Origin of the sequence: Hymenobacter fastidiosus (assembly GCF_039539565.1) — a bacterium.
GTDB lineage: Bacteria > Bacteroidota > Bacteroidia > Cytophagales > Hymenobacteraceae > Hymenobacter > Hymenobacter fastidiosus.
The window spans coordinates 89,884-102,864 of sequence record NZ_BAABDJ010000007.1 but is presented as its reverse complement, the minus strand read 5'-3'; the positions used below and the strand labels follow the sequence as shown (position 1 = coordinate 102,864).

Genomic DNA, 12,981 nt, shown 5'->3' with positions numbered 1-12,981 from the left:
GTATTGAGACTTTCGCGCCATGCACCAGTACAAAGAACTAAAGGTATGGCAGAAGGCAATGAGCATCACGAAACTCACCTACCGGCTTTGCGCAGGCTTTCCGGACAATGAACGGTTTGGCTTGGTTTCACAGATGCGGCGGGCAGCGGTTTCAATGCCTTCTAACATTGCGGAGGGTGCTGGCCGGAATTCGAAGCTTGAATTCCGGCAGTTTCTGGCAATTGCCAATGGTTCGGCTTACGAACTGGAAACACAGTTGCTACTCGCCAATTCGTTTGGCTATATCTCGGTCGAAAGTCTCAATACTATTTCCATAGAACTCAATGAATTGCAGAAAATGCTATTTGGTTTACAGAAGTCTCTGACCGAAAAGGAGTAGCTCTAGAACTTCATCTAACTACTCACGTCTCACTACTCAATACTCAAAATAATGAACGCATATATCGTAGCCGGTTACCGCACGGCCGTGGGCAAGGCCAACCGTGGCGGTTTCCGCTTCACTCGTCCCGATGACCTCGCCGCCGACGTCATCAAGCACCTGGTGGCCTCGGTGCCCGCGCTGGACCCTACCCGCATCGACGACGTTATCGTCGGCAATGCCGTGCCGGAAGCCGAACAGGGCCTGCAGATGGGCCGTTTGATTTCGTTGCTGGCCTTGCCGATGAACGTGTCGGGTCTGATTGTGAACCGCTACTGCGGCTCGGGCGTCGAAACCATTGCCATGGCCGCCGGTAAGATTGCCGCCGGCATGGCCGACTGTATCGTAGCCGGTGGTACTGAAAGCATGAGTTTGGTGCCTACTGTAGGCTGGAAAACCGTGCCCAACTACAAGCTGGCCAAGGAGCACCCCGACTACTACCTCGGCATGGGCCTCACTGCCGAAGCCGTGGCCCAGGACTACAAAATCAGCCGCGAAGACCAGGATCTGTTTTCCTACAACTCCCACCAGAAAGCCATCAAAGCCATTCAGGCGGGCAAGTTCAAGGAGCAGATTGTGCCCGTGACGGTGGAGGAAACCTACCTCGATCAGGCCACCGGCAAAAAGAAAACCCGCTCCTACGTCGTTGATACCGACGAAGGTCCCCGCGCCGATACGTCGCTGGAAGCGCTGGGCAAGCTGCGCCCGGTTTTCGCGGCCAACGGCTCGGTTACGGCCGGCAACTCGTCGCAGACTTCCGACGGCGCCGCCTTCGTCATCGTCATGTCGGAGCGGATGGTGAAGGAGCTGAACCTGGAGCCTATTGCCCGCATGGTCACTTACGCCACCGAGGGCATCGACCCGCGCATCATGGGCATGGGCCCGATCAAAGCCATTCCGAAAGCGCTGAAGCAGGCCGGCATGAAGCTGGGCGACATTGACCTGTTCGAGCTGAACGAAGCCTTTGCGTCCCAGTCGCTGGCCGTGATGCGCGAGCTGGACATGGACCAGAGCAAGGTGAACGTGAACGGCGGCGCCATTGCCCTCGGCCACCCGCTGGGCTGCTCGGGTGCTAAGCTCAGCATCCAGCTCTTCCACGAGCTGCGGGCGCAGGGCAAGAAGTACGGCATGGTAACCGCCTGCGTAGGCGGCGGCCAGGGCGTGGCCGGTATCTACGAGCTGCTGAAGTAAGGTGACGCAAAGTTTCACTTCGCGACCGGCAGCACAATTCCGTTTAACGATTTGGCTGCGAGTCGCGAAGTGAAACTTCGCGTTGCATCAAAACCCCGCGCAACCGGGGTTTTCTTTTCGCAAAGTACTCGGCAAGCATAACATAAATTTGTATCTTTCGGTACTTAACCTTACCGCCTCCAGCGGTGTTAATACTCGGCAAGCCGAACAGTTTGCCCCTTCTTTCGACTTCAAAAACCAACCTCAAAAACTCCCTCAGTCATGGAAGTAATCAACAAGCTTGTAAAAGGCGGCGAGTTCATCATCAAGGACACCGACGCCCAGGATGTGTTCACGCCCGCCGACTTCTCGGAGGAGCAGAACATGATGCACCAGACCGCGCTGGACTTCGTGGATAAGGAAGTGCATCCGCTGCTGGACCGCCTCGATAACCACGAGGAAGGCCTGATGCGCGGCCTGATGGAAAAAGCCGGTCAGCTGGGCTTGTTTGGCGTGAGCATGCCCGAGCAGTTCGGCGGCCTGGATATGGACTTCACCACTTCGCTCCGCGTGACCGAAGGCGTGGGGGGCGGCCACTCGTTTCCGGTAGCCTTCGCGGCCCACACTGGCATTGCCATGCTGCCCATTCTGTACTTCGGCAACGACGAGCAGAAAGCCAAGTATCTGCCCGGCCTCACCAACGGCGAGCTGATGGGCGCCTACTGCCTCACCGAGCCCGGCTCCGGTTCCGACGCCCTCGGCGCCAAGACCAAAGCCATGCCGACGGAAGACGGCGGCTACGTGCTGAACGGCCAGAAAATGTGGATTACCAACGGCGGCTTCGCCGACGTGTTCATCGTGTTTGCCCAGGTGGATGGTGATAAGTTCACCGGCTTCATCGTGGAGCGCGACACGCCCGGCCTGAGCCTGGGCAATGAGGAGCACAAGATGGGCATCAAGGGTTCCTCGACCCGCCAGGTATTCCTCTCCGACGTGAAAGTAGGCAAGGAAGCCGTGCTGGGCGAAATCGGCAAGGGCCACCTGATTGCCTTCAATATTCTGAACATCGGCCGCATCAAGCTGGCCGCGGCCTGCCTGGGCGCTACCAAAATGGCGGCCACACTGAGCGTGAAATACGCCAACGAGCGGGTGCAGTTCAAGATGCCGATTGCCAAGTTCGGTGCCATCAAGTACAAGCTGGCCCAGCAGACCATCCGCATCTACGCCGTGGAGTCGGCTATCTACCGTGCCGGGATGGACATTGCCCGCATGGAGCAGGAGCTGCTCAGCCAGGGGCAGAGCCACAACGAAGCTTTGCTGGGCGCCGCCCGCGAGTTTGCCGTGGAGTGCGCCATTCTGAAAGTGGAAGGCTCCGAAGTGCTCGACTACGTGGTGGATGAAGGCGTGCAGATCTACGGCGGCTACGGCTTCTCGGCCGACTACCCGATGGACCGTGCCTACCGGGATTCGCGCATCAACCGCATCTTCGAGGGCACGAACGAAATCAACCGCATGCTGGCCGTCGACATGATCCTGAAGAAGGCCATGAAAGGCGAGCTGGACCTGATGGGCCCGGCCCAGGCCGTGCAGGCCGAGCTGATGGCCATTCCGGACTTCAACACCGAAGAGGAAACCGGCCTGTTCGCCGCCGAGAAAAAGACTATTGGCAAGCTCAAGAAGGCCATCCTGCTGGTAGCCGGCACGGCCGTGCAGAAGTACATGAACTCGCTGGCCAAAGAGCAGGAAGTGCTGATGAACATTGCCGACATGGCCATCAAGGTGTACACGGCCGAAAGCACCGTGCTGCGCGTGGAGAAGGAAGCTGCCGCCCAGGGTGAAGAAGCCGTTTCGACCCAAATCGACATTGCCCGCGTGTACCTCTACGACACGGTGGACCTCGTGAACAAAGCCGGTAAGGATGCTCTGGCCTCCATGACCGAAGGCGATGAGCAGAAGCTGCTGGCCATGGGCCTGAAGCGCTTCACCAAAGCCGACCTGTACAACGCCAAGGAAGCCCGTCGTCGCATTGCCGACAAGCAGATTGCCGCCAACGAGTACGTGTATTAATCTGAACCACGGATTCGTCCGGATTTTTCGGATTGGTCGGATTTTGTAGTCGGCTGCTGGCAGGCCGCCGTTCCGCTCTCCGACCAGTTCTGAAATTCTGAGTAAGCAGCAAGCCGCTCCCGAAACCGGGGGCGGCTTGCTGCTTTTGGAAGGAGTAGGATGGGCAACGGCCCGACAAATGGCCGGCAGCCCCAGGCCAGACTACCTGGGCCGGTCGGTCGGGCTTTTACACGCAACGCCGGAACCTTGCCGGCCGTTTGCATAGGAATACTCCACTTCCTAACTCCCACCAGATATGACCAATACCAACGAGCAGGTAAAGGGCAAGGACTTTTACGAGAGCGTGCTGCAGTTTTACGACCGCGCGGCGAGCTTCTCCAAGCTGGATCCTGGCATTATTGCCCAGATCCGGGCCTGCAACAGCATCTACAAGGTGAATTTCCCGGTGGAGGTAGATGGCCACGTGCAGGTGTTCGAAGGCATCCGGGTGCAGCACAGTCACCACAAACTGCCCAGCAAGGGTGGCATCCGCTACAGCGTGTATGTCGATGAGGAGGAAGTCATGGCCCTGGCTACGCTCATGACTTTCAAGTGCGCCCTCGTGGATGTGCCCTTCGGCGGGGCTAAGGGCGGGGTGAAAATAAACCCGCGCACCACGTCCGTGCAAACGCTGGAGCGCGTGACGCGCCGCTACGCCAGTGAGCTGATCAAGAAGAACCTTATCGGGCCAGGGATGGATGTGCCGGCCCCCGACTACGGCACCGGCAGCCGCGAAATGGCCTGGATTGCGGACACCTACATGACCTTCAAATACGGCGACACGAATGCCCTGGGCTGCGTAACCGGCAAGCCGGTGGGCCAGGGCGGTATTCGGGGGCGGACCGAGGCGACGGGTCTGGGGGTGTTCTACGGCCTGCGCGAGCTGCTGCTCGATGAGCCCATGGTGCAGAAAACCGGCCTGACGCCTGGTATCCGAGGCAAGCGTATCATTGTGCAGGGCCTGGGCAACGTAGGCTACTACGCCGCCCACTTCTGTCAGGCCGCCGGAGCCATTATTACCGGTATTGCGGAGCGCGAAGGAGGTATTTTCAATGCCAATGGCCTCGATGTCGCGGCCGTGTTCAAGCACCGGGAGGAAACGGGTTCCGTGCTGGGCTTCGAAGGCGCTCAGGATGTAACCAACTCCCTGGATCTGCTCGAATATGAGTGCGACGTGCTCCTGCCGGCCGCTCTGGAAAATCAGATTCATGAGGGCAACGCCGCTAACATCAAGGCCAGAATTATTGCCGAAGGTGCCAACGGGCCGACAACTCAGAGCGCCGAGAAAATCCTGGTGGCGCGGGGCATCGTCATTCTGCCCGACCTGTACCTGAACGCCGGTGGCGTAACGGTATCCTACTTTGAGTGGCTGAAAAATTTGTCTAATGTGCGCTTCGGCCGTATGGGCAAGCGGGCCGAGGAAAATGCCATGCGCCGCCTGGTGGAAACTATTGAGCGCACGACCGGGAAAACCGTCACGCCCGAAGAACGGCTGCTGATTGTGCACGGGGCCGATGAAATAGACCTTGTCCGCTCCGGGCTGGAGGATACCATGATTGTCGCCTACCAGTCTATTCGCAAAGTGATGAACGAGGTAGAAGGTATCGACGATCTGCGTACGGCCGCTTTCTATTCCGCCATTGAAAAAGTTGGCGTGAGCTACCAGTCGCTGGGCATCTTCCCGTAATCGGCCGGAGTGTAAGTGCCGATATAGCAAGGCCGCTCCTGAGCTCAGGAGCGGCCTTGCTGGTAGTGGTCAACTGCCCGCAAAATCCGGGTAATCCGAAAAATCCGGGCGAATTCGTGGTTCACATTACTTCACTACAATCTTGTTCAGCATCAGGGCGGCAGATTTCCTGCTGGGCCGGCTCACACCGATAATGGTCCTGGCATCGAGCCAGCCGGTAAAGTCTTTGACGTAGGCGGAATTTTGGTCGCTGGCTACGGTGAGGCCAAGACCCTTAGGAGGCTGCACGACGCCGGTTTGGGCATTCACGCGGCGCAGATACAGATCTGATTTACCCGCCAGCTTTTCCTGGGTCAGGATCTGGATGTCGGGGCCGAAAACGGCGGCGCGGTAGCCGATGCCGGTAAAAGATTCCGCCGCCGGCGCTACCTGATCTTTGGCAATGATGCTGTGCCAGGCCGGGCTCAGGAACTCGTTGTAGCCGAACAGGTGCAGTTCCCGGGCATGGGCCGGCGACTCGTCGCCACCTTCTTCGTACTTCTTCTCGGCTACCACTACCAGCTGTTTCTCGCTGGTGAGCAGCAGGTCAGCGATGTACACGTCTTCCAGCCGTTTGGAGCTGGCCTGGCCTGCTTTATTTACTTCGGCCAGATACTCGGGCGTGAAGCGGAATTCCGGCGCGAACTTCAGGTCGCCTTGGTCCGTGAAGTCAAACTTCACCACTTTGAGGCTGTGGTAGAGCCCACTCAACCGCTCATTGCAGATGGCCGCGGCGTACAGCATATTGTCGGGCTGCAGCGTGAACCGGGAGTCGAAGACCGTCACGGCCTTACCCCCGAACGTGCCGCCCACGGCCACCGACATCACCTTGATATCCGGATTGTCGTTGCGGTAGCGGCGTACGGTCAGCTTCTTCATCTGGTCGCTGACGAGAGTCACATACTGCGTGCCGTCGTTGCCCACGTACACGGTAGGGGAGAAGAAGTCGCCGAGGTCGTGAAAATCGTAGGTGCGGTCCTTGATTTTGCTGAGCTTCTGATCATACACCGTGGCGCTGATGGCCTTGATTTGGACCTCGCGGGTGAGGTAGCGGTAGGCTACCAGCCTGGTGCCATCGGGCGAAATGGCCACGCTGGGGCGCCGGTCGCGGGCCGAGGCCTCGACCAGCTTCTTCATGGCACCTTTCTGGCCATTGCGCAGGTCAATAGCCAGCGCCGATAAATTCTGGCTGGCCTCATCCTTGTGGTGGATGATCACCCAGACCTGCTCCGGGCTCCGATTAAAAGCTTCAATACTCTCGCCTGCCATTACCGGTACTGCTGCCGTCCAGAGTTGCCTGAGGTCAGCATCGTAGCGTTCTACCGCGTATTGCGTAGCCGATTTATGGGCCAGAATTACGAAGCCTCTATTCTCCAACGACAGGGTTTTACGGGTGACCCGCTGGTTGTAGCGGTCTTCAGTCGGCTCGGGCAGATAGCTGAACGGAACCGATTTCACCTTCTGCGCCTGTACCATGTTTGCGCCCGTAAGCAGGCCGGCCACCAACAGACTGGTTGTAAGTAGATTCGTAAGGCGCACGGAAAAAGCTAGTTAAGTTGGAAAATGAACAAAGTCTGAAAAATGTCCTCCCCAAAGGTATCCATTCCCTTCTGCCAAGCGTACATGATGCGCTTCCCAAAGACAACCGGTTCGCGGGTAACGATTTGTTCATGCTTCCTTAACGCTTGGGAGGCCGTGTTTGCCCCGCCGATCTGTTTCCTTTGTCGGGCGAAGAGAATGCAAAGCCTGCTTTATGTATTGTATAATCTAAATACATTATATAATATAGCTGCCGGTTTGGTGGGTCGATAGGCAGCGGGCTGCTAATACTGACGCTCTGCTGTTGCCCGGATTAGAATTCTCTGCTTTTGACTGCTGAATACACTTCTGGCCCCAATTTTGCGCTAGCCCGCGCCGCTCACTATTTAGCCTGCTGCTATGAAATCTTACCTACGCTTCTTCATTCTTTTTGCTCTTATCATCGTTGGTCGAATGGTTAAGCAACCTGCTCCCGCCACGGCCGCGAAGGCTGTACCACCGGCGAACCAGACCCAAAACGCTTCCTTTTTTGTCAGGCAGGCCAATCTGGAACGGCTTTCTACCGTCAGTGGTAGTGGCAGCCGTCTTTGGCAAGCTACCGCACCCAGTACCCGAACCGCGGTTTCTTTAGAATAATCCCGACAGGCGACTTCCTTCAAGTCGTCTTTTTTGTGCCCGGGACCAAGCTTTAGCTGATCCGGCTCCAGTTGACCGCCGTAGCGGGTAAAGAAGCAATATGGCGGCGGATATTCAGATTTTCAGGGTTGGCCAACCCCGGATCTGCATTGATCAATTGCTGCGCCGCCGCCCGTGACTCGGTCAGGATGCGGCCATCTTTCGCCAAATCAGCAATCAGCAGGTCCAATACGCCACTCTGCTGGGTGCCCATCAGGTCGCCGGGACCTCGTAGCTTCAGGTCGATGTCGGCAATTTCAAACCCATTGTTGGTGCGGACCATGGTTTCGAGCCGGGTGCGGCTGTCCTTGCTCAGTTTATAGCCCGTCATCAGGATGCAGTAGCTCTGCTCAGCCCCCCGGCCCACGCGGCCGCGCAGCTGGTGAAGCTGGGAAAGGCCGAATCGCTCGGCGCTTTCAATAATCATCACGGAAGCATTCGGCACGTTCACGCCTACCTCAATCACGGTGGTAGCCACCATAATCTGGGTCTCGCGGTTCACGAAGCGCTGCATCTCAAAGTCCTTCTGCTCCGCCTTCATGCGGCCGTGCACGATGCTGATCTGAAACTCCGGGAAGGCGCGGGCTACGCTTTCGTAGCCGTCGGTGAGGTCTTTGTAATCCATCGTTTCCGACTCCTCAATGAGGGGGTAGACGATATACACCTGCCGGCCCAGGGTTACCTGGTCGCGCACGAACTGAAATACTTTCAGCCGGTTGGCATCGTAGCGGTGAACGGTTACGATGGGTTTACGGCCGGCCGGCAGCTCGTCGATAACGGACACGTCCAAATCGCCATAGAGCGTCATGGCCAGGGTCCGCGGAATGGGCGTGGCCGTCATCACCAGCACGTGCGGAATCACGTTGGGGTTTTTTTGCCACAGCTTGGAGCGCTGGGCTACCCCAAACCGGTGTTGCTCATCCATGATGGTCAGGCCCAGATTGCGGAACTGCACCACATCTTCGAGCAGGGCGTGGGTGCCCACCAGCATATGCATCTCGCCGCTACGAAGCTGCTCGTGCAACACGCGGCGGTCGGCAGTGCGGGTGCTGCCGGTGAGCTTACCCAGCTTCAGTCCCAGCAGATCGGCATACGCTTTCAGGCCGACGTAGTGTTGGTCGGCCAGAATTTCGGTCGGGGCCATCAGGCAGCTTTGGGCCCCGTTGTCGGCCGCCATAAGCATGCTGATGAAGGCCACGATAGTTTTGCCCGAGCCCACGTCGCCCTGCAGTAAGCGGTTCATCTGCTGGCCCGTGCAAAAATCCTTGTAGATGTCGTGAATGACCCGCTTCTGGGCCCCGGTAAGGTCGAAGGGCAGGACGTTTTTGTAGAAATGAATCAGGGTGGGTACTTCCCGGAAAAACTGGCCCGCCAACGTGATTTTGCGTTGGTCGCGCTGCCGCAGCAGCTTGAGCTGAACGTAAAAAAGCTCTTCGAACTTCAGCCGAAACCGCGCGGCCTGCAGTAGCTCGGGCGTCTGGGGGAAGTGGATTTGCTGGTACGCTTCGGCCTTACTCATTAGCCCGTAATGTTGAATCAACGCTGGTGACAGCGACTCCTGGACGTGGGGCAGGGCAGTCTTGAGTAAATCGAAAACCAGGCGCGCAATAGCTTTGCTATCGATGCGGTGGTAGTTCTTGAGCTTTTCGGTAGTGTTATATACCGGCTGCAAAAAGCTTTGACCGGGTTTGGCCTCCGTCACCTCTTCCAGTTCCGGGTGGGCCATCTGGGGCTTGCCGTTGAAGATGGTGGGCTTGCCAAAGACGATGTACTCCTGGTGGTTTTTGATAATGCTTTGCAACCACTTCACCCCCTTAAACCACACCAGTTCCAGCTCCGCGCTGCCATCGGATACCTTGGCTACCATGCGCTGCTTGGGGCCCTCACCCACTACTTCCCGGTTGCGCAGAATGCCTTTTACCTGCACGTACGGCAGCTCTTCGTGCAAATCAACGATACTGTAGAACTGCGTACGGTCGAGGTAGCGGAAGGGGTAGCGCTGGATGAGGTCGCCGTAGGTGAAGATATTCAACTCCTTTTGCAGCAGCGTCGCCCGCTGCGACCCTACCCCGCGCAGGTTCTCGATTTTAGTGTGGAAAAAGCTCATTCAAAAGCAGCTGGCAGGCGTCGGTTGGCTTTTAGCCTTTGGGTAGAAACAGGCGGTTGAGAATACGGCCGCTACTGATACTTCAGCGTATTCAAGAGCTGCACAATATCCTTCTTTACATAGTCGATAACCGGAGCGAGCGAGTCGTTGGCCGTGGCCGTAGGAAAGTACAGCGCCCCGCGGAAGAAGTGCCGGGTGCTATCGGTGGTGTAAAACTGAAACTGACTTGGTACTTCTCCCGACAGCTCAAACACCGCCACCTGCATCCCGTTTGGCGTCTTAATGATGCTTTCATCAATAGCCGTGGCCTTGATCTGGTGCTTGCTGGTGAGTTTACGGGCGTCTTCCATTAGCTTGCCGAACCGCTTCGGGTCCTGCTTCACCTCCAGGTACGTTATCTGCACGTTGGCATGGAGCTGGGGATAAATTACGTTGATCCAGTGCGGTTGCGCCAGATACGACGAGTCGCGCCGGATTTTGGCGTAGCGGGAATACTGGAAGGTGTAGGGATGACCTGACGCCAGCTGCTGATAGGCGTGGGGCGGCAGATCGATGCGGTTATAGCCCTTGGGCTTGGGCGTGAAGTCGGTCGGCGACGAGCAGCTGGTCGACAGGAGCCAGGACCCCAGGATCACTCCCAGGCCGCGTAAAAGTTGAAGAGCAGGCATTAGTGAGCAATGCGGGTTGAGAGGTCAAAGGTAGCCGGAATTGGGCAGCGGTAGTGCGGACCCGTTTCGCGTTAAGCCAGGCTTGAATCCGGCATCGCGCCGTTTTGCCTGCGTCTGACAGGAACTTGCCCTGCTCGTCGCGGAGCGGATTTCCGCGCTACGCGTCACAACGAAAAAGGCCCCGGCTTGGTGCCTTGTCCTTACCCACCTCTTTACCCATCTTCGCAACGGTAGCACAAAGGCCCTTTTTGCCGGCTAGCACCGCTTTGCCCACGGTAAAACAGCAGGATAAACCCCGAAAAAAGCCCTCCTGGCCACATGGTCAGGAGGGCTTTTGAAGTTTGGGTAAGGACAAGGGCTTGGTGTCGGGGCCTTTCGGAAAGCAAAAACGGGGAAGGGCTTTAAAACGGGAGCTGGTCAATTTCCGGCTCCTGGCGGAAGGTTTGGGCTTCGGCTGGCTGGTGATTCTGCGTTTGGGCCCCTTCGCCGTGCGGCCGGCTACCCAGCATGGTGATTTCGTCGGCGACGATTTCGGTAATGTAACGCGTCTGATTATCCTTATCCTGGTATTGACGGGTCCGGATTTTGCCTTCCACGTAAATCTGGTGGCCTTTTTTGAGGTATTTCTCCGCGACTTCAGCCAGCCCGCGCCAGGCCGTGATATTGTGCCACTCGGTGCGCTCCACGCGGGTGCCACTTTTATCCTTGTAGTAGTCGTTGGTAGCCAGGGTGAAGTTGGCCACACTCGAACCACTCTCCAGATGACGAACTTCGGGGTCCTTGCCTAAGTGGCCTACCAGGATAACTTTGTTGATGCCTGCCATGGTCTGATTGGTAAGGGGTTAGGGGAAATAGATAAGGAAGTTTTTCTTCTATTAAAAATAGCCAATGCTTCCGGGTTATCCAAATTATTTAGTTTTTATTTCCACGGTTTGTCAAGAAAATTAGCAATCAGCACGGGCTTAGGTAAGTTGTTGGTTTCTGACGGGGTAAACGCCGCCAGATCAGCAGCTTGGGCCAAAGAAACTGGCAGGGGCTGCTGTAGCCATAAGGAATGGAAGCGCGCCTCTACCTTCTGATGACTCAGGACATGGCGCAACGCCTGCACTGGTTCTTCGGCCCGGTTGGTAGCTAACTGGCCGCCCAATGCTTCTACTGCGTCCACCAAAGCTACGGCGGGCAGTTCAGCCGCATCCGTTTCGGTGAGGGCAAAGTCGTAAAGGCCCTGCCAGATGTCTTTGGGACCCCGCTTCTTCATGTATACCGTGTCGCCGTAGCGTAGCACGAGGTAATGAAAGTAGCGGGTACGGCTGGCCTTGGCCTTGCTTTTCACGGGCAATTCCTGCACCATCCCGTGCTGAAAGGCAAAGCATTGGTGCTGCATGGGACAGAACAGGCAGTCCGGCTTCCTGGGCGGGCACTGAATGGCCCCAAACTCCATAATCGCCTGATTAAACTCGGCCGGAGCCGTGGCCGGAATCAGGGTGTCGGCTAAGGCCTGAAATTCCTTGCGGGTGGCGGGCGCAGCAATATCGGAGGCGATGCCGAACACCCGGGCCAGCACCCGGTACACGTTGCCATCGAGCACCGCGACTTTCTCGCCGAAAGCAAAGGAGGCAATGGCCGCCGCCGTGTACTGGCCTACGCCCCGAAGCTTGAGCAGCTCGGCATAAGCGCCAGGAAATACCCCACCGTATTCGCGCACCACCTGCTGGGCCGTGTGGTGCATGTTGCGGGCCCGGGAATAGTAGCCCAGGCCCTGCCAGTGGCGCAGGACTTCATCTTCCGGGGCGGCGGCCAGGTCGTGCACCGTGGGATAGGTAGTGACGAAATCCAGGTAGTAGGGCATTCCCTGCTTGACGCGGGTCTGCTGCAGAATGACTTCCGATAGCCAGATGGCGTACGGGTCGCGGGTATGGCGCCAGGGCAGGTCGCGGCGGTGGCGCGGGTACCATTCCAAGAGGGCCGGGGTAAAGTAAGCGGCGGCAGGTAGCGGAGTTGGCAAAGACAAGGGCTTGAAAGATAGCGCTTTGGGAATGTAAGGGCGACCCAAAGGGAATGTGGGAAAAGTATTGCAAAACCAAAAAGTACGGGTACCTTTGTGGCCCCAATTCGCAAACAACAGCTTACCGGGCAAGGGCTTACGTCTTGAGTTGGGGCGTTTTTGCCCAGTACCCATTTTTCACACCTAGTACACTTACCAGCGTGACTAAAGCAGAAGTAATCGCCGAAATCGCCGACAAGACCGGCATTGAGAAAGCAGACGTCTCGGCTACCGTTGAAGCCTTTTTCAAAGTGGTGAAGGATTCGATGGCCGACGGCAACAATATCTACGTGCGTGGCTTCGGGAGCTTCGTCAACAAGAAACGAGCTAAAAAAGTCGCCCGCAACATCTCGAAAAATACGTCGATCATCATCGACGAGCACTTTATTCCGAGCTTTAAGCCGTCGAAAACGTTCATCGGTAAAATCAAGAACAGCAAGAAGATTAAAGAGATGGCTCAGGCCTAAACTCCTTTCTTCGTAACATTGCGGCGCGCCGCCGGGTATCCGTCTTCGGAACCCGGCGGCC

11 protein-coding genes are annotated in these 12,981 nt (G+C 57.2%); 6 read left to right on the top strand and 5 right to left on the bottom strand.

The window, feature by feature from the left end; genetic code table 11:
- The first annotated feature begins 19 nt into the window (after window positions 1-19).
- The 4 genes from ABD833_RS05385 (at window position 20) to ABD833_RS05370 (ending at window position 5,381) form a co-directional block, all read left to right on the top strand.
- Entirely contained in the window at window positions 20-379 is a 360-nt protein-coding gene (locus ABD833_RS05385) for a four helix bundle protein (RefSeq protein WP_345071480.1), read from the top strand.
- Between the two features lie 51 nt (window positions 380-430).
- Entirely contained in the window at window positions 431-1,609 is a 1,179-nt protein-coding gene (locus ABD833_RS05380; protein ID WP_345071479.1) for an acetyl-CoA C-acyltransferase, read from the top strand.
- Window positions 1,610-1,870: 261 nt separating this feature from the next.
- Window positions 1,871-3,655, top strand: a complete 1,785-nt coding sequence (locus tag ABD833_RS05375) for an acyl-CoA dehydrogenase family protein (protein ID WP_345071478.1) — start codon at window positions 1,871-1,873, stop codon at window positions 3,653-3,655.
- A 295-nt stretch (window positions 3,656-3,950) separates the two neighbouring features.
- On the top strand, window positions 3,951-5,381 hold the full coding sequence (locus ABD833_RS05370; protein ID WP_345071477.1) for a Glu/Leu/Phe/Val family dehydrogenase: 1,431 nt from the start codon (window positions 3,951-3,953) through the stop codon (window positions 5,379-5,381).
- Window positions 5,382-5,507: 126 nt separating this feature from the next.
- On the opposite strand, the gene ABD833_RS05365 is transcribed toward ABD833_RS05370, so the two are convergent.
- The gene (locus ABD833_RS05365) at window positions 5,508-6,959 is read right to left on the bottom strand and encodes a hypothetical protein (RefSeq protein ID WP_345071476.1); all 1,452 of its coding nucleotides are present in this window, start codon (window positions 6,957-6,959) and stop codon (window positions 5,508-5,510) included.
- 399 nt (window positions 6,960-7,358) lie between these two features.
- Here ABD833_RS05365 and ABD833_RS05360 point away from each other — a divergent pair, with 399 nt between their 5' ends.
- Window positions 7,359-7,595, top strand: coding sequence for a hypothetical protein (locus ABD833_RS05360; protein ID WP_345071475.1), 237 nt, complete (start codon window positions 7,359-7,361; stop codon window positions 7,593-7,595).
- Between the two features lie 52 nt (window positions 7,596-7,647).
- Here the strand turns inward: ABD833_RS05360 and recG are convergent, their stop codons facing one another.
- The 4 genes from recG to mutY form a co-directional block, all read right to left on the bottom strand.
- Window positions 7,648-9,741, bottom strand: a complete 2,094-nt coding sequence (recG, locus tag ABD833_RS05355; RefSeq protein ID WP_345071474.1) for an ATP-dependent DNA helicase RecG — start codon at window positions 9,739-9,741, stop codon at window positions 7,648-7,650.
- Window positions 9,742-9,812: 71 nt separating this feature from the next.
- Window positions 9,813-10,409, bottom strand: a complete 597-nt coding sequence (gene gldD, locus ABD833_RS05350; protein ID WP_345071473.1) for a gliding motility lipoprotein GldD — start codon at window positions 10,407-10,409, stop codon at window positions 9,813-9,815.
- Between the two features lie 401 nt (window positions 10,410-10,810).
- Complete coding sequence (locus ABD833_RS05345; RefSeq protein ID WP_345071472.1) at window positions 10,811-11,233, bottom strand: single-stranded DNA-binding protein; 423 nt, start codon at window positions 11,231-11,233, stop codon at window positions 10,811-10,813.
- 95 nt (window positions 11,234-11,328) lie between these two features.
- Entirely contained in the window at window positions 11,329-12,420 is a 1,092-nt protein-coding gene (gene mutY / locus ABD833_RS05340; protein WP_345071471.1) for an A/G-specific adenine glycosylase, read from the bottom strand.
- 194 nt (window positions 12,421-12,614) lie between these two features.
- On the opposite strand from mutY, the gene ABD833_RS05335 reads away from it, so the two are divergent.
- Window positions 12,615-12,920: an HU family DNA-binding protein gene (locus tag ABD833_RS05335; protein ID WP_345071469.1), complete on the top strand. Its 306-nt coding sequence runs from the start codon at window positions 12,615-12,617 to the stop codon at window positions 12,918-12,920.
- The last annotated feature ends 61 nt before the right edge of the window (window positions 12,921-12,981 follow it).